The sequence below is a fragment of the Diaphorobacter sp. JS3051 genome (assembly GCF_015832135.1).
GTDB classification, from domain to species: Bacteria; Pseudomonadota; Gammaproteobacteria; order Burkholderiales; family Burkholderiaceae_C; genus Diaphorobacter; species Diaphorobacter nitroreducens.
In genome coordinates this window covers 2,102,191-2,118,138 of the sequence record NZ_CP065406.1, presented here as the reverse complement: position 1 = coordinate 2,118,138, position 15,948 = coordinate 2,102,191, and the positions used below count along the sequence as shown (strand labels likewise).

The window sequence follows — 15,948 nt, the reverse complement described above, 5'->3', positions numbered from 1 at the left end:
AAGCGCTGGCAGCTCTTTATTTGAGAGCGTTCCCTAATGCAGCATGGCCCGGCCCGCGGGGGCGGCCGGGCCGGCCGCTGCCGCGAGCCATGCGGGCCAGTCCTGCGTAGGCCATTCGGCCTCGTGGTACTGCTGCTGCAGTATCGACAGCCATTGGCGCAGGGGCTGGGCGGCGAGCGTCAGACCGACCGGGGCATCGGTGCCTGGTTCGCCGCTGAAGCGCAGCTCCACGCCCGACGCGCCGGCCGAGAGCTGGATGCTGTGCACCAGCCATTGCGGGCTGCGCTCGTGCGGGGTGACCGGGGGCTGCGGCGGCAGCTGGGCGCGCGCGGCCTGCTGGGCAAAGCCGTGCACGGCATCGCTGTGGTAGCCGGGCAGGCGGGCGGAGTGCGCCGCCCCGGCCGGGGCGTCGTGGCGCTCCAGCCATTGCCACAGGGCCGGCAGCAGGCGCTTGAGCAGGCGCTGGGTGAGCCACAGCGTGAGCGTGCTGCCGTCGGCGCGTTCGCCGGCCAGGCGCATGCGGTCCTGCGCGGGGTCGTAGGCCGTGGTGATGCGCTGCAGCACCGGGGCCGGCGGTACAGCCTCGGGCATGGCGCTCACAGCGCGCCGAGCCGCAGCGTGCCGCCCTGGTTCAGGAATTCCAGGTCGAGGTCGCGCGCCGGCGCGGGCGCCGGGGGCGGCGCCTGCCGCGCCTGGGCATGCAGGGTCGCAAGCCGGCCCAGGCTGGCGAGGTGCTGCATGGACAGCAGCTGGCAATAGGCCAGCTGCAGGGCGCCGCCGCGCTGCAGCGCTTCGAGTGCCGGCCCGGAGAGCCGGTTCAGCGCGGCCTCGTCGATGCGCAGCAGGCCGCCCAGTTCCTGCGTGCCGGCATCGGTCTGCAGGCGCAGCGGCCAGGGCTGGATCAGCCCGTGCTGCTGCAGCAGGGCGCAGGCGGCGGTGGTGTGCTGGCGGTTGGCCTCGAGCTGCTGGAAGAACTGCAGCACCTGGGCGGTGGCCGGGGAGAGCTGGCCCTGCTCGTCGAAGAAGGGCTGGCCGTCGCCGGGGCCCACGAGCCCGCTATCGGCGTGGATGCACAGCACCTGCTGGCCGTCCTCGGTGCGGGCCAGGCGGAAGGGGTAGCTGCGGTAGGGCGCGGGGATGTAGCCGGCAAGCCAGCGGCCGTCGGGCGCCACGTAGAGGTTGCGGCCGGCCTGCAGGCCCTGGATGGCGACGGGCAGGAACTGCTCTTGCTGCGCGACGAAGCCGATGGGCAGGGCCAGGGCGGCCTTGGGCAGCTCCTGCAGCACCAGGGGGCAGAGCTGGTCGTGGCGGGCAAAGCCGTAGTCGGCCGGGCCGCGCCAGCGCAGCTGGCCGTGCTGCTGGCGCGAGAGCGGCGTCAAGGGGTTGGCGGTCGGGTTGGAGGGGGTGTCGGTCATGTTGGGTGGGTGCGGGAAGGTGCGGCGCAGCATAACGCCGCGGGGGCCGTGCCGGGTATTGTGCGCATGGCGCGCAGCGCGGTTTTGCTTTACTTGGCATAGCGTATGCACACCTCTTTGCGAATGGCACGTAGTCCAAAGCGGGGCGCGGTTTTGCTCCCTCCCCCGCTGGGGGAGGGTTGGGGTGGGGCCGCCACGGCCTGTTTTTTCATGCGTTGCGTACGCGTCAGCGGGCCCCCATCCCCACCTTCCCCCAGTGGGGGAAGGGGTAACAGCCGCGCCCAGTCTGATGGCATTGCTACTGAAAAAGATGTGTGCGTACACAAGCCTGTGGTGGTGAGGGGAGGGCGGGTGATGCAGGCCGGATCCATGCGTTGCCGCACGCGTTGTTTTTTCGCCGTCGCGGTCTCTTATATGAAATTCATATAGGAGTTCTTGTTAGACTGCGCAGCCTGCCATGGACGCCATTCTCCGCATTCCCCTGAACACCTCGCCCGAGCAGGCCCAGCGCCTGCAGGCCTTGCAGCAGGGCTTTGCGCAGCTGTGCAATGCGTTGGCGCCGCTGGTGCAGTCCACGCGGGTGTGGAACCGGGTGGCCCTGCACCACCTGGCCTACCGCCAGCTGCGCGAGCAGTTTCCGGACATGGGCTCGCAGATGGTGTGCAACGCGATCTACTCGGTGTCGCGCACCTGCCGCATGGTGTTCCAGCACCCCGACAGCCCGCTGCACCTGGACAAGCTGGGCGAGCGGCCCCTGCCGCTGCTGCGCTTTGCCGACAGCTGCCCGGTGTATTTCGACCGCCACACGCTGAGCCTCAAGGCGGGGCAGCTGTCGATGTTCACGCTCGACGGGCGCATGCGCTTCCAGCTGTCGCTGGATGCCGAGGTCGAGGCGCGCTTTCATGCGCAGAAGCTGCGCGAGATCGTGCTGTCGCGCCGTGCCGACGGCATTTACGAACTGTCTTTCCTGCTGGTGGACCAGGCGCAGCCGGCCGCCGCGGCCGAGGGCGCGCTGGCGCCGCCGGAGCCGGGCGAGATTCCCGAATATGTGATGGTCGACGAGGCCGTATGAACCCAACCCAAGCCCCTTCCGAATTGCGCCAGGCCGTCGTGGCCCTGCGCCCCTACTACGTGCGCGCCGCCTGGTTCAGCCTGTTCGCGAGCCTGCTGGTGCTGGCGCCCTCGGGCTACATGCTCGAGGTGTACGAGCGCGTGGTCAACAGCCGCAACCATCTCACGCTGTGGTGGCTGACGGTGGCGGTGCTCGGGGCCTTCGTGCTCATGGAGGTGCTGGAATGGGCGCGCGGCGAGGTGATGCGCGCGGCCGGCGAGGCCCTGGACCGCAAGCTGCGCGTGCGCGTGTTCGATGCGATCTTCGAGGCCAATGTGCGCCGCGTGCCCGGCGGCACGGTGCAGCCGATGCAGGACTTCAGGAAGATCTGCGAATTCCTGCATTCGCCGGCGCTGCTGGCCATCATGGAGGCGCCCATCGCGCTGGTGATGATGGTGCTGCTGTTCCTGATCAGCCCGGTGCTGGGCTGGTCGGCCGTGGTGTTCGGCGTGTTGCAGGTGGGAGTGACCTGGCTCAACGAGCGGCGCACCAAGCCGCCGCTGATGGAGGCCAACCGCACGGCGATCGCCGCACAGCAGTATGCAGATGGCACGCTGCGCAATGCCGAGGTGATCGAGGCCATGGGCATGCTGCGCAATACGCACCGCCGCTGGATTGCCAAGCAGCAGGAGTTTTTGCAGCTGCAGGCCCAGGCGTCAGAGAGCGCAGGCGGTTTTCAGGCGCTGAGCAAGTTGCTGCAAAACGTGCTTAGCTCGATGTTGCTGGGCTTGGCCTGCTGGCTGATGCTATACAACGAGCTGCGCGGTGGCGGCGGCATGATGATCGTCAGCTCCATCCTGGGCGGGCGCATGCTGGCCCCGCTGGTGCAGATCGTCACGCAGTGGCAAACAGTGGTCAACGCGCGCGATGCCTGGAACCGGCTGGACGCGCTGCTGGCCGCCGTGCCGGTCAAGCCGCCCGCCATGCCTTTGCCGCCCCCGCGTGGCAGCGTGCAGGTGGAGCAACTGGTGGCCGGGGCGCCCGGCAGCAATACGCCCATCCTGCGCGGCATTGGGTTTGCGCTCAAGCCGGGCGATGTGCTGGCCGTGGTGGGGCCTTCGGCATCGGGCAAGACAACACTGGCGCGCGCCCTGGTGGGCTTGTGGCCTGCCAGCGTAGGCAAGGTACGTTTGGACGGGGTGGATGTGCACGCCTGGAACAAAGACGAGCTGGGGCCCCACGTAGGCTATCTGCCCCAGGGCGTGGAGTTGTTTGAGGGCACGGTGGCCGAGAACATTGCGCGCTTTGGTGAGGTGGACAGGCCCAAGGTAGAGGCGGCGGCGCGGGCCGTGGGCCTGCATGAGTTGATCAGCGAGCTGCCGCAGGGCTATGACACGCTGGTGGGGCCGGGCGGTGCGCGGCTGTCTGGCGGCCAGCGCCAGCGTGTGGGGCTGGCGCGTGCGCTGTACGGTGACCCAGTGTATGTGGTGCTTGACGAGCCCAACTCCAGCCTGGACGAAGAGGGCGACGCCGCCCTGGCGGCCGCGCTGAAGCAGGCTAGCGCCCGCGGCGCCACCGTGGTGGTGATCACCCACCGCACCAGCGTGCTGGGTGTGGCCAATTTGCTGCTGGTGCTGCGCGATGGTCAGCAGCAGGCTTTTGGCCCGCGCGACGAAGTGCTGGCGGCGCTGAATCAGGCGGCCCGGCAGGCGGCGCAGGCAACGCCGGCCGGTGGTGCGGCGCCCAGGGCATCTTTGCAGAACGCGCAGGCGCCTGCTTGACCGGCCACCGTAGAAAAAAGACGACATGAGTCCAACGATGACGAACCCTGGTTTCTTTGACCGCAGTGAGCTGACGCGCGCGCTGTGGGCTTTTCGCCGCGAGTTTTTGGTGGTGGGTGTGTTCAGCATGGTGGCCAATGTGCTGATGCTGACGCCCACGCTGTACATGCTGCAGGTGTTTGACCGTGTGCTGCTCAGCCACAGCGAGCTGACGCTGCTGATGCTGTCGTTGATTACGCTGTTTTTGTTCTTGGTGGGCGCTTTTTCGGAGTGGATGCGCTCGCGCGTGCTGGTGCGTGCCGGCATGCGGCTGGACAACATGCTCAGCACCCGCGTGTTCAATGCCAGTTTTGAGAGCAACCTCAAGCAGTCCGAGAGCAGCACGGCCAAGGCGTTTGGCGATTTGGTGCAGTTGCGGCAGTTTTTGACGGGCAATGGCATTTTTGCGCTGTTCGATGCTCCCTGGTCACCCATTTACCTGGCCGTGGTGTTCTTTTTGCACCCCATGCTGGGCTATCTGGCGATCTTTTTCGCGCTGGTTCAGGCTGCGTTGGTGTGGTTTGGCCATCGCCAGACGGTGGCTCCGGCGGGGCAGGCGCAGGCTGCAGGCTCTGAGGAGGCTTTGTTTTTGCAGGCCAAGCTGCGCAATGTGGAGGTGCTGGCGCCCATGGGCATCGTGCAGAACGTGCGCGCACGCTGGCAGGCACGGCATGCACAGGCCCAGCGGCTGCAGGGGCAGGCCCAGGCGGTGACGCACCGCATCACTGCATGGAGCAAGTTCATTCGCTATTCGCAGCAGTCTCTGGCGCTGGGTGCAGGTGCCTTGCTGGTGATTGACGGCCAGTTGACGCCGGGTGCAATGATTGCCGCCAACGTGCTGATGACGCGCACGCTGGCGCCCATCGACCTGCTGGTCAATACGTGGCGAGGTTTCATCAATGCGCGCTCAGCATTCGAGCGGCTGGAAAGTTTGCTGGGCGACAACCCCGAGCGTGATCCCGCCTTGACCCGCGTGCCTCCGCAGGGCGCCTTGTTGCTGCGCGACGTGGTGGCGGTGGCACCGGGGCGCGCCGAGCCGATCTTGAAAGGCGTCAATGTGCAGGCGCAGCCAGGAACCGTGACGGTGGTGCTGGGGCCTTCGGGGTCCGGCAAGTCCACGCTGGCGCGCTGCATGGTGGGCATCTGGCCGCACATGGTGGGCGAGGTGCTGCTGGATGAGCGCCCAATCGCGGGCTGGAACCGCTACGAGCTGGGCCCGCATATCGGTTACCTGCCGCAGGACATCGAGCTGTTTGAGGGCTCGATTGCCGAGAACATCGCGCGGTTTGGTGAGATTGATGCGCAAAAAGTCATTGAGGCGGCCACCAATGCGGGGCTGCACGACATGATCTTGCGCTTCCCGAAGGGGTATGACACGTCGATTGGCGAGGCGGGCGGGCTGCTTTCTGGTGGGCAGCGCCAGCGTATCGGCCTGGCGCGTGCCATCTACGGCAACCCTGCGTTGGTGGTGCTCGATGAGCCCAATGCCAACTTGGACGATGTGGGCGAAGCGGCCCTGGTGCGTGCGGTGCAGGCGCTCAAGGCGCGCGGCAGCACCGTGGTGCTGGTCACGCATCGGCCTGGCATTTTGGCGGTTGCCGATCGTCTGGTCATTCTCAAAAACGGCACGGTTCAGGCAGACGGGCCGCGTGACGCGGTACTGGCAGCGCTGCGCAATGCCCAGGCGGCCCCGGCTGCCACGGCGGCTTCAGCGGTGGCTTGAACCTGGTTTATCCAGTGCTTCTGGCTGCCTACTCTCTTTTTGGTTGAGTTGTGACATGGCTGAATCTTCAAATCTTGCAAGTAAAAAATCCCCGCAGGCATCCGACGTGAATGAGATCGCATCGCCCGGTGATATGGATGAATCCGACCTGGGTCGCGCGGGCCGCTGGGGGCTGTGGGCTCTGGGCATTGGTTTTGGCGGCTTCTTGCTGTGGGCTTCTCTGGCGCCGTTGGATGAGGGTGTGCCGGGGCAAGGCACGGTGGCCCTGGACACCAAGCGCAAGGCAGTGCAGCACCTGAGCGGCGGTATCGTGCAAGAGGTCTTGGTGCGCGAGGGCGACGAGGTGCAGGAAAACCAGATCCTGATCAAGCTGGACGCGGCTGTGGCGCGTGCCAATTACGAGTCAGCGCGTCAAAGCTATCTGGGTTTGCTGGCCATGCAGGGGCGCCTGCAGGCAGAGCAGCTGAGTAAGTCCAGCATAAGCTGGCATCCTGACTTGAAGGAAGCGTCGTCAGACCCGCTGATACAGCAGCAGATACTGAACCAGGAGCAGCTGTTCAATACCCGCCGGCTGTTGCTGCGCTCAGACTTGCAGTCGATCGAAGAGAACATCCAGGGGCAGGAAGGGCTTTTGCAGTCTTACGCCAGCATGCTGGGCAATCGCCAGAGTCAGCTGGGGCTGTTGAATGACGAGCTGGGGCATTTGCGCGGCTTGGTCAAGGAGGGTTATGCCCCACGCAATCGTCAGCTGGAGCTGGAGCGCATGGTGGCGGACACCAGCGCGTCGATTGCGGACCTGCAGGGCAATACGCTACGGGCGCGCAGCGCGATATCTGAGCTGCGGCAACGGGCTATCTCGCGCAAGCAGGAGTACCGCAAAGAGGTGGAGACGCAGCTGGCCGAAGTGAGTCGCCAGGTATTGGCCGACGGCGAAAAGTACCGAGCCGTGCGCAACGACCTGGAGCGTACGGAGATCCGTTCGCCAGCGTCTGGCCAAGTCGTGGGGCTGGCGATTCAGACAGTTGGTGGTGTGGTGCAGCCCGGCCAGAAGCTGATGGATGTAGTGCCCAAGGGCGCGCCGCTGATGCTGGAAGCCCATGTGGCGCCGCACATGATCGATCGGGTGAAGGCCGGAATGCCGGTTGACGTACGTTTCTCTTCATTCGCCAATGCGCCCCAGCTGGTGGTGCAGGGCGAGGTGGACTCGGTGTCTGGTGACCTGCTGACCGAGCCGCAAACGAATGCCACTTATTACCTTGCACGGGTACAGGTGACGGGAGAGGGGCTCAGGGAGTTGGGCGGGCGCCAGTTGCATCCCGGCATGCCGGTGGAGGTGATCTTCAAGGGCGGAGAGCGCACCATGCTGACCTATTTGCTGCACCCGCTGACCAAGCGTTTGGCGGCTTCGATGACGGAGGAGTGAGCATGCACCGTTTGCAAATCAACTATTTGCGGGACAGCCATGATGTGGGTCGTGGTGTCGGCTTGGGGGGCAGAAATCGCCGCCTGATGTGGGCCCGTGTTTGCGCGGTCTTGGCGACAGGAGCGGGGCTGTTGTTTGCGCCGGCTTGGGCGTTGGATCTGCGCCAGGCCTATGAAGCTGCCGAGCAAAACGACGCCAGCATCCGCGCCTCGCGCGCGGCTGCCGACGCAAGGCGTGAAAAGCTGCCCCAGGCACAGGCGCAGCGCCTGCCCAATGTGGCGTTCAACGCGGGCTTCAATCGCAATAACCTGCGCACCAGTACCACGGGTTTGTCCGGGCCAGTCTCCTACACCAATCACTACAGCAGCAACAACCAGGTGCTGCAGCTTCGTCAGCCGATCTACCGCCCTTATGTGAGCGCGTTGGTCGATCAAGCCAAGGCTTTGGTCGAAGATGCCAATGCCACGCTGGAGCTTGATGAGCAGAGCTTGGTTGTTCGGGTGTCGGAAGCGTATTTCGATGCCTTGCTGGCGCGTGCGCAGCTGGACCTGATTGCCGCGCAGAAGGCGGCCTATGCAACCCAGCTCGCTGCTGCCGAAAAGGGGTTCAAGGCCGGAAGCGGCGTGCGCACCGATGTGGATGAAGCGCAGGCGCGCGTGGACATGTCCCGCGCTCAGGAGCTGGAAGCAGAGCAGAACGTGGATTTCACGCGTCGGCGCCTGGCGGTGTTGGTGGGCAAGCCGGTCGATGTGATCGCGGATCTGGATGTGGACAGGTTTAAGCCCACGTTGCCGGTGCCTGAGCGCGTGGAAGACTGGATCGCCCAGGCCGAGGATGCCAGTCCGCAGCTGCGTGCTTTGCGTGCGCAGCTTGAAGCGGCCCGTATGGAGATCGAGAAGGCCCAGGCCGGTCACAAGCCCACGCTGGATGCCGTGGCGGGTTGGTCGCGCCAGGACAGCGACTCCGTCACCAGCGTCAACAATGTCTATAACCAGAAGTTCATCGGCCTGCAGTTGAGCGTGCCTCTGTATGCCGGCGGCTATGTCAACTCTACCGTTCGCCAGGCAGTGGCCGACGGCGAGCGCGCACGCGAGGCGCTGGAGGCAGCGCGGCTGGAGCTGGGCACCAGGGTGCATGAGCAGTACCGCGCCATGACCGAGGGGGTGCTGCGCATTGCTGCGTTGGAGCAGGCCGCACGCTCAGCCCAGCAGGCGGTGCAGTCCAGCCGCATGTCTTTTGCGGCGGGTGTGCGCACGACGGTGGATGTGCTCAATGCCGAGCAGCAGCAGACAGTTACTCTGCGCGATCTGGCCCAGGCACGTTATTTGTATCTGCTGTCGCGCATTCGATTGCAGTCTCTGGCCGGGCAAGACCGCTGGGGCAGCATCGACCAGGCAAACGCGTGGCTGGTTCGTTGACCCTCTCTTTTTTTGAGCATGGGTTCAGACGGCGTGCAGGCCGAAGCATTTAGCGGGCACACGCCGCGGCTTGTGGTCTCTATCGTGAGTCATGGGCATGGAGCACTGGTGCAGCGGCTCCTTTATCAGCTGGCGCAGCTGAGTGCTAGCAGCATCTCTCGCGTGGTAGTGACCCACAACATCCCAGAGCCAGCGCTGCATACGCCTGCCAATGGTTGGCCGTTCCAATTGGACATAGTCTGTAATGCTGCGTCACGCGGTTTTGGTGCCAACCATAATCACGCTCTACGTGGTGCGAATGAACCTTTTGTCTGTGTGCTCAACCCTGATGTGGAGCTGCTGCCTTCGCAGGAGCCTTTCGAGGCGCTGCTGCGGGCTGCGATGATCACAGGTGTGGGTTGTGCTTATCCGCGGCAGTTGGATGCAGACGGGCAGGAGCAGGACTACGAACGCGAGCTGCCGTCTTTGCCGGCTTTGTGGCGCCGACGGGTTTGGCGTCGGCCGCAACGCGCCGTGGATTGGGTGAATGCAGCTTGCATCGTGATGCCAAGGTCGGCCTGGCGGTTGGTGGGGGGCTTCGATGAGGCCTACCATATGTATTGCGAAGACGTTGACCTGTGTTTGCGGTTGCGTCTGGCGGGGCTTAAGCTGCAAAAGGCGCATGCACAAGTTTTGCATGTGGGGCAGCGCGCTAGTCGCAAGCAATGGCGTCACTTGTTGTGGCATATACGCAGCTTGCTTCGTTTGTGGTGCTCAGACGCATATTGCCAAGCACGCAGCTTGTCAAAAATTTCAAATTAAATGCGCCGCGAATAGGGGTGGGCAACGTTTCATGATCTGGCTCTCAGTGGTGGCATTTCTGGTGACTTTGGTGATTGGGGCGGCTGTGATTCGCTGGTCACGCGGTTACGGTGTTGCGTATGGCGCGCAAATGCCGCAACGCATCCATGTGGGTGAGGTGCCGCGATTGGGTGGCATAGCCTTGTTGTTGGGCTTGCTGCTGAGCTGGGGTGCAGGCGTGGTCAGCAGCCAGATGCTAGGCGATCCATCTTTCTTGGGTTTGAACGGTTGGACTTTATGGTGGGCAGCTGCACTGCTGCCGGCCGTCTTGGGAGGTGTGGGCGAAGACTTGACCCAGCGACTGGCGGTACGGTACCGCCTGGCCTTGACTATGCTCTCTGGAGCCTTGGCGATGGCTCTGCTGGGGCTGGCTGTGCCGCGTCTTGGACTGCCTTGGGTGGACGGCTGGATGGCCATCAACCCCTGGCTTGGGATGGGCGTAGCCCTGTTGGCGGTGACCGGGCTGCCTCACGCGTTCAACATCATTGACGGCTGCAACGGTTTGGCCGGCATGGTGGCTTTGATTGTCTGCCTGGCACTGGCCCATGTGGCGCTGCAGGTTGGGGACAGGGCTCTGGCGGCTTTGCTGGTTACTACCGCGGCTGCGACGGCAGGTTTCCTGTTCTGGAATTACCCACGCGGCATGCTGTTCGCGGGTGACGGTGGCGCCTATCTGTGGGGCGTGGTGATTGCGTTCGGCAGCATTACGCTGGTGCAGCGCCACGACCTGGTTTCCCCCTGGTTCCCCATGTTGCTGTTGATCTATCCGGTGTGGGAGACGGTGTTCTCCATGTACCGCAAGTGGGTGCGTGGCGTGTCGCCAGGTATGGCGGATGCACTGCACCTGCATCAGCTGATTTACCGACGCATAGTCTGGGGTGTTTTCCACGACGACGAATCCCGCCGCATGCTGATGCGCAACAACCGCACGTCGCCCTATCTGTGGGGCTTCACCCTTTTGACGGTGGTGCCGGCCGTGCTGTTCTGGAAGAACACCATCGTGTTGATCTGCTTTTGCGTGCTTTTCGTGGTGATGTATGTGGTGGCCTACCTGGCCATCATCCGGTTCAAGGTGCCTGGGTGGGTCAAGGGATCCAAAGCCGAGGACTGACCGGGGCAGTCACCGCAGAGTCGGCCAAGCACTTTGGCATGATGCGGGCGGTGCGTGCTGCCCGTCTGCGAGATAGTCCGCCCACCCCGCTTTCTGAGCTATCGTGTTCAGCGTCTGCCCGGTCTCACCCCGGTTTTTTTATCCTCTGTACCGACGTACACAACTTCATGGCTTAGCCCCTATGACCGACCTTCTTTCCATCGCCCCCCGCGACAAGGCCGAAATCCTGGCCCAGGCGCTGCCCTACATCCGCAAGTTCCATGGCAAGACCATGGTCATCAAGTACGGCGGTAACGCCATGACCGACCCGGAGCTGCAGCAGGACTTTGCCGAGGATGTGGTGCTGCTCAAGCTCGTCGGCATCAACCCGGTGGTGGTGCACGGCGGTGGCCCGCAGATCGAGCAAGCCCTGAACCGTCTGGGCAAGAAGGGCGAGTTCATCCAGGGCATGCGCGTGACCGATGCCGAAACCATGGAAGTCGTGGAATGGGTGCTGGCCGGCGAGGTGCAGCAGGACATCGTGGGCCTGATTCACCAGGCGGGCGGCAAGGCTGTGGGCCTCACGGGGCGCGATGGCGGCATGATCCGCGCCAAGAAGCTCAAGATGGTGGACAACAAGGACCCGAGCGTCGAGCATGACGTGGGGCAGGTCGGTGACATCGTGGCGATCGACCCGAGCGTAGTCAAGGCGCTGCAGGACGATGCCTTCATTCCCGTCATCAGCCCGATCGGGTTTGGCGAGGAAAACGAAAGCTACAACATCAACGCCGACGTGGTGGCGAGTAAATTAGCTACGGTGCTGCAGGCAGAGAAACTGGTGCTGCTCACCAACACCCCCGGTGTGCTGGACAAGGAAGGCAAATTGCTTACCGACCTGACGGCGCGCGAAATTGATGCATTGTTCGCTGATGGCACCATCTCCGGTGGCATGCTGCCCAAGATCAGCGGGGCGTTGGATGCGGCAAAGGCTGGCGTGAATGCCGTGCACATCATTGATGGCCGCGTACCGCATTCGATGTTGTTGGAAATTCTGACCGACCAGGCCTACGGCACCATGATCCGGAGTCACTAGGCTCTTTCGGGCATGGCCCGGGTGTATTGGAGTCAAAAATGGCTGCAGCGCTTGTTCAGCAAGCGCTAGCAGCTATTTTTTTGGAAGCGGATCCAAGGGTCGCGGCACAGCGAGCAGCCGTCACGACGCTGGAGTCGTGGTGTGCGAGAATCAATTGCACACACTTGTTGCTCTCCCTCCCCAATCCATGCCCCATGACTGAATTCACGCCTGCTACTGACGCGCCAGCCTCCACCGACGACGCGCCCGCCGCGCGCCGCCGGCCGCGGCCGGGCGAGCGGCGTGAGCAGATCCTGCAGACCCTGGCGGCCATGCTGGAGCAGCCCGGGGCCGAGCGCATTACCACGGCAGCGCTTGCGGCGCGCCTGCAGGTGAGCGAGGCGGCGCTGTACCGCCACTTTGCCAGCAAGGCACAGATGTTCGAGGGGCTCATCGATTTCATCGAGCGGAGCGTCTTTACCCTCGTGCACCAGATCATGGAGCGCGGTGGCGAGTCGGAGGGCGCGCAGCGCGCCGCGCGCATCACGGCCATGGTGCTGCAGTTCGGCGAGCGCAACCCCGGCATGGTGCGCGTGATGGTGGGGGATGCGCTGGTTTTCGAAAACGAGCGCCTGCAGCAGCGCATGAACCTGTTCTTCGACAAGGTGGAGGCCACGCTGCGCCAGTGCCTACGGCCCGTGGCCGACGCGGACGGCTCGGCGACACCCACGGTGCAGACACAGGTGCGGGCGGCCGCACTGTCCGACCTGATCCGCGGACGCCTGCAGCGCTACGCACGCACGGGCTTTCGCCGCATGCCGACGGAACACCTGGACGCCACTCTGGCACTGTGGCTGTAACGCCGGCGCAGGCAAGCGTGATGGCATGACCACCCGCGAAAGGCGCGGTAAGCATTTCGCCCTTGACACGGTCCCCCGCGATGGTGGGGCTCGATAAATCATCCACTTAGGGGTTTACCCCGAAGCGCGTTCTGCGCGCCTGGAAATACTGGCGTTACCTGCCTGTTTTATGCAAAATAGAACGATCGTTCGTTTTATTTTGCTTCATGTCTCTTTCTCCTTCCCCCACCAAGACGGTTCGCGCGCCACGCCGCGAGGGCCGGGCGCTGCACAAGGGGCAACACACCAAGGCCGTCATCATCGATGCCGCCCTGGGCCTGGCCACGCACATCGGCCTGGAGGGGCTGTCCATCGGTGCGCTGGCCGAAGTGACGGGCATGAGCAAGTCAGGCGTGTTCGCGCACTTCGGCTCGCGTGAGGAACTGCAGATCTCGGTGATCCGCGAGTACCACACGCGATTCGAGCAGGAAGTGTTCTACCCCGCGATGCAGGCCCCTCGCGGCGTGCCGCGCCTGCGCGCCCTGTTTGCCAATTGGATGAAGCGCACCTCCATCGAGATCGATTCCGGCTGCATCTACATCAGCGGCGCGGTGGAGTTCGACGACCGCACGGGCCCCGTGCGCGATGCGCTGGCCAACTCGGTGATGACCTGGCAGGCCGCGATGAAGCGCGCCATCCAGCAGTGCAAGGAGTGCGGCGAGATCCGCGACGACGTCAGCGAAGACCAGATGCTGTTCGAGATCCACGGCCTGATCCTGGCGCTGCACTACGAAGCGCGCTTCCTGCACACCCCTGGCTCCATCGACCGGGCCAACACGGGCTTTGACAACATCCTGGCGCGCTACAGCGCGCTGCCTGGCCACCGCGGTTGAGTCCTGCCACCGTCCGTATTTCGGTTTTTCTTCTTTTCCAACCTTCCTTCTTCCCAGGAGTCTCCACATGCCTACTTACACGCCTCCGCTGCGCGACATGCAATTCGTCCTGCATGAAGTCTTCAAGGTCACCGACGAATTCAAGGCCATGCCGGCGCACGCCGAGGTGGACGCGGACACCATCAACGCCGTGCTGGAGGAGGCCGGCAAGTTCGCCGCCGGCGTCGCCTTCCCGCTGAACATCAGCGGCGACACCGAGGGCTGCAAGCTGGACCCGCAGACGCACGAGGTCACGCCGCCGAAGGGCTTCAAGGAGGCATACCGCCAGTACGTCGAGGGCGGCTGGCCGGCGCTGTCGTGCGACCCCGAGTACGGCGGCCAGGGCCTGCCGCACACGGTGAACCAGTGCCTGTACGAGATGCTCAACAGCGCCAACCAGGCCTGGACCATGTACCCCGGCCTGTCGCACGGCGCCTACGAGGCGCTGCTGGCGCACGGCACCGACGAGCAGAAGAAGACCTACCTGCCCAAGCTGGTCAGCGGCGAGTGGACCGGCACCATGTGCCTGACCGAACCGCACTGCGGCACCGACCTGGGCCTGCTGCGCACCAAGGCCGAGCCCCAGGCCGATGGCACCTACAAGATCACCGGCAACAAGATCTTCATCAGCGCCGGCGAGCACGACTTCACCGAGAACATCGTGCATCTGGTGCTGGCCCGCCTGCCCGACGCGCCCAAGGGCAGCAAGGGCATCAGCCTGTTCGTGGTACCCAAGTTCAAGGTGAACGCCGACGGCAGCATCGGCGAGCGCAACCCCATCTACTGCACGGGCCTGGAGCACAAGATGGGCATCCACGGCAACGCCACGGCGCAGATTGCCATCGACGGCGCCATCGGCACCCTGGTGGGCGAGCCCAACAAGGGCCTGGCCGCGATGTTCGTGATGATGAATGCCGCCCGCCTGGGCGTGGGCAACCAGTCGCTGGGCCTGACCGAAGTGGCCTTCCAGAACGCGCTGGCCTACGCCAAGGACCGCATCCAGATGCGCAGCCTGTCGGGCACCAAGGCCAAGGACAAGGAAGCCGATCCCATCATCGTGCACCCCGACGTGCGCAAGATGCTGCTCACCGCCAAGGCGTACGCCGAGGGCGCGCGCGCGCTGCAGGTGTTCTGCACGCTGCTGCTGGACAAGGCGCACAGCCACCCCGACGAGAAGGTGCGCAAGGACAGCGACGAGCTGGTGGCGCTGCTGACTCCCATCGTCAAGGCCTTCATCACCGACAACGGGCACATTGCCACCAACGCCTGCATGCAGGTCTTTGGCGGCCACGGCTTCATCAAGGAATGGGGCATGGAGCAGTTCGTGCGCGACAACCGCATCAACATGATCTACGAAGGCACGAACACCGTGCAGTCGCTGGATCTGCTGGGCCGCAAGGTGCTGGGCAACAACGGCGCCACGCTGAAGAAGTTCGGCAAGTTGGTCGGGCAGCTGGTGGCCGAAGAAGGCGTCAACGAGAAGATGGCCGAGTTCATCAACCCCATCGCCTACCTGGGCGACCAGATGACCAAGTTCACCACCGAGATCGGCTTCCGCGGCTTCCAGAACCCCGATGAGGTGGGCGCCGCCGCCGTGGACTACCTGCGCGTGGCCGGCCACCTGGTGTTCGGCTACATGTTTGCCCGCATGGCCCAGGTGGCGCTGCGCGAGATTGCCGCCGGCAACACCGACCCGTTCTACCAGGCCAAGCTGCAGACGGCGCGTTTTTACTTCGCCAAGCTGTTCCCTGAAGTCCACACGCTGATGCGCACCGCCCGCGCCGGCAGCAAGGTGCTCATGGACACCGACGCCGCCCTGGCCTGAGCCAGCAATTGCACGCATTGCCAATTTTGAACGTTATTGCACTGGAGGCCTTATGAGACAAGCGCTAGCAGCTATTATTTTTGCAGCAATCGCGGCCCCTGCATGGGCCCAGATGTCCCCCGTGGGCCTGTGGCGCAGCGTGGACGACAAGACGGGCGAGGCCAAGGCCGAGATCCGTATTGCCGAAGCCGGTGGCGTGCTGAACGGCCGCATCGAGAAGTCCCTCAAGAAGGACGCCGACCCTGCCGCCACGTGCACCGAGTGCAAGGACGACCGCAAGGGCAAGGCGATCGCGGGGCTGGAGATCATCCGCGGCGTCAAGAAGGCCGATGACCGCGAGGTCTGGGAGGGCGGCAAGATCCTCGACCCCGAAAACGGCAAGGAATACCGCGCCAGCCTGACCCCCATCGAGGGCGGCAAGCGGCTGGAGGTGCGCGGCTTCCTGGGCCCGTTCTGGCGCACCCAGACCTGGCAGCGCGTGCAGTAAGCAAAGCAGTGAG

14 protein-coding genes are annotated in these 15,948 nt (G+C 64.4%); 12 read left to right on the top strand and 2 right to left on the bottom strand.

Translation table 11 applies throughout. The features are described 5' to 3' along the window. Window positions 1-33: 33 nt before the first annotated feature. Together I3K84_RS10125 and I3K84_RS10120 are read right to left on the bottom strand one after the other, a co-directional pair. The gene (locus tag I3K84_RS10125; protein WP_011804033.1) at window positions 34-591 is read right to left on the bottom strand and encodes a hypothetical protein; all 558 of its coding nucleotides are present in this window, start codon (window positions 589-591) and stop codon (window positions 34-36) included. 5 nt (window positions 592-596) lie between these two features. Then, on the bottom strand, window positions 597-1,415 hold the full coding sequence (locus I3K84_RS10120; RefSeq protein WP_083766787.1) for a SapC family protein: 819 nt from the start codon (window positions 1,413-1,415) through the stop codon (window positions 597-599). 457 nt (window positions 1,416-1,872) lie between these two features. Between I3K84_RS10120 and I3K84_RS10115 the strand changes: the two genes are divergently transcribed. From I3K84_RS10115 to I3K84_RS10060, 12 genes are all read left to right on the top strand, one after another. Further along, window positions 1,873-2,487 (top strand): hypothetical protein, encoded by a 615-nt coding sequence (locus I3K84_RS10115; RefSeq protein ID WP_011804035.1) that lies wholly within the window; start codon window positions 1,873-1,875, stop codon window positions 2,485-2,487. After that, window positions 2,484-4,247: a type I secretion system permease/ATPase gene (locus I3K84_RS10110; protein WP_196996031.1), complete on the top strand. Its 1,764-nt coding sequence runs from the start codon at window positions 2,484-2,486 to the stop codon at window positions 4,245-4,247. Before I3K84_RS10115 ends, I3K84_RS10110 begins: the two co-directional genes overlap by 4 nt. Before the next feature lie 37 nt (window positions 4,248-4,284). After that, on the top strand, window positions 4,285-6,009 hold the full coding sequence (locus I3K84_RS10105; RefSeq protein WP_196996030.1) for a type I secretion system permease/ATPase: 1,725 nt from the start codon (window positions 4,285-4,287) through the stop codon (window positions 6,007-6,009). 55 nt (window positions 6,010-6,064) lie between these two features. Then, window positions 6,065-7,432 carry an HlyD family type I secretion periplasmic adaptor subunit gene (locus I3K84_RS10100; RefSeq protein ID WP_196996029.1) on the top strand — a complete coding sequence of 456 codons (1,368 nt, stop codon included), beginning with the start codon at window positions 6,065-6,067 and terminating at the stop codon, window positions 7,430-7,432. Window positions 7,433-7,563: 131 nt separating this feature from the next. Then, window positions 7,564-8,850 carry a TolC family outer membrane protein gene (locus I3K84_RS10095; RefSeq protein ID WP_231403455.1) on the top strand — a complete coding sequence of 429 codons (1,287 nt, stop codon included), beginning with the start codon at window positions 7,564-7,566 and terminating at the stop codon, window positions 8,848-8,850. A gap of 18 nt (window positions 8,851-8,868) precedes the next feature. Beyond that, a complete protein-coding gene (locus I3K84_RS10090) occupies window positions 8,869-9,651 on the top strand; it encodes a glycosyltransferase family 2 protein (RefSeq protein ID WP_196996028.1) in 783 nt (260 codons plus the stop codon). A gap of 31 nt (window positions 9,652-9,682) precedes the next feature. Next, window positions 9,683-10,801, top strand: a complete 1,119-nt coding sequence (locus I3K84_RS10085) for a glycosyltransferase (RefSeq protein WP_196996027.1) — start codon at window positions 9,683-9,685, stop codon at window positions 10,799-10,801. A 181-nt stretch (window positions 10,802-10,982) separates the two neighbouring features. Then, a complete protein-coding gene (gene argB / locus I3K84_RS10080) occupies window positions 10,983-11,873 on the top strand; it encodes an acetylglutamate kinase (protein WP_196996026.1) in 891 nt (296 codons plus the stop codon). 194 nt (window positions 11,874-12,067) lie between these two features. Then, window positions 12,068-12,712 (top strand): nucleoid occlusion factor SlmA, encoded by a 645-nt coding sequence (gene slmA, locus I3K84_RS10075; RefSeq protein ID WP_196996025.1) that lies wholly within the window; start codon window positions 12,068-12,070, stop codon window positions 12,710-12,712. 206 nt (window positions 12,713-12,918) lie between these two features. Next, window positions 12,919-13,584, top strand: coding sequence for a TetR/AcrR family transcriptional regulator (locus I3K84_RS10070; RefSeq protein ID WP_196996024.1), 666 nt, complete (start codon window positions 12,919-12,921; stop codon window positions 13,582-13,584). Window positions 13,585-13,651: 67 nt separating this feature from the next. Continuing rightward, window positions 13,652-15,448, top strand: coding sequence for an acyl-CoA dehydrogenase C-terminal domain-containing protein (locus I3K84_RS10065; protein ID WP_196996023.1), 1,797 nt, complete (start codon window positions 13,652-13,654; stop codon window positions 15,446-15,448). Between the two features lie 52 nt (window positions 15,449-15,500). Continuing rightward, window positions 15,501-15,935: a DUF2147 domain-containing protein gene (locus tag I3K84_RS10060; RefSeq protein ID WP_196996022.1), complete on the top strand. Its 435-nt coding sequence runs from the start codon at window positions 15,501-15,503 to the stop codon at window positions 15,933-15,935. Window positions 15,936-15,948: the final 13 nt, after the last annotated feature.

What these genes read in the sequence shown, in the direction of transcription:
- I3K84_RS10100 (WP_196996029.1), top strand. Translation starts at nt 6,065, where the DNA reads ATGGCTGAATCTTCAAATCTTGCAAGTAAAAAATCCCCGCAGGCATCC.
- I3K84_RS10090 (WP_196996028.1), top strand. Translation starts at nt 8,869, where the DNA reads ATGGGTTCAGACGGCGTGCAGGCCGAAGCATTTAGCGGGCACACGCCG.
- I3K84_RS10115 (WP_011804035.1), top strand. Translation starts at nt 1,873, where the DNA reads ATGGACGCCATTCTCCGCATTCCCCTGAACACCTCGCCCGAGCAGGCC.
- I3K84_RS10085 (WP_196996027.1), top strand. Translation starts at nt 9,683, where the DNA reads ATGATCTGGCTCTCAGTGGTGGCATTTCTGGTGACTTTGGTGATTGGG.
- I3K84_RS10060 (WP_196996022.1), top strand. Translation starts at nt 15,501, where the DNA reads ATGAGACAAGCGCTAGCAGCTATTATTTTTGCAGCAATCGCGGCCCCT.
- I3K84_RS10070 (WP_196996024.1), top strand. Translation starts at nt 12,919, where the DNA reads ATGTCTCTTTCTCCTTCCCCCACCAAGACGGTTCGCGCGCCACGCCGC.
- argB (WP_196996026.1), top strand. Translation starts at nt 10,983, where the DNA reads ATGACCGACCTTCTTTCCATCGCCCCCCGCGACAAGGCCGAAATCCTG.
- I3K84_RS10110 (WP_196996031.1), top strand. Translation starts at nt 2,484, where the DNA reads ATGAACCCAACCCAAGCCCCTTCCGAATTGCGCCAGGCCGTCGTGGCC.
- I3K84_RS10065 (WP_196996023.1), top strand. Translation starts at nt 13,652, where the DNA reads ATGCCTACTTACACGCCTCCGCTGCGCGACATGCAATTCGTCCTGCAT.
- I3K84_RS10120 (WP_083766787.1), bottom strand. Translation starts at nt 1,415, where the DNA reads ATGACCGACACCCCCTCCAACCCGACCGCCAACCCCTTGACGCCGCTC.
- I3K84_RS10105 (WP_196996030.1), top strand. Translation starts at nt 4,285, where the DNA reads ATGACGAACCCTGGTTTCTTTGACCGCAGTGAGCTGACGCGCGCGCTG.
- slmA (WP_196996025.1), top strand. Translation starts at nt 12,068, where the DNA reads ATGACTGAATTCACGCCTGCTACTGACGCGCCAGCCTCCACCGACGAC.
- I3K84_RS10125 (WP_011804033.1), bottom strand. Translation starts at nt 591, where the DNA reads ATGCCCGAGGCTGTACCGCCGGCCCCGGTGCTGCAGCGCATCACCACG.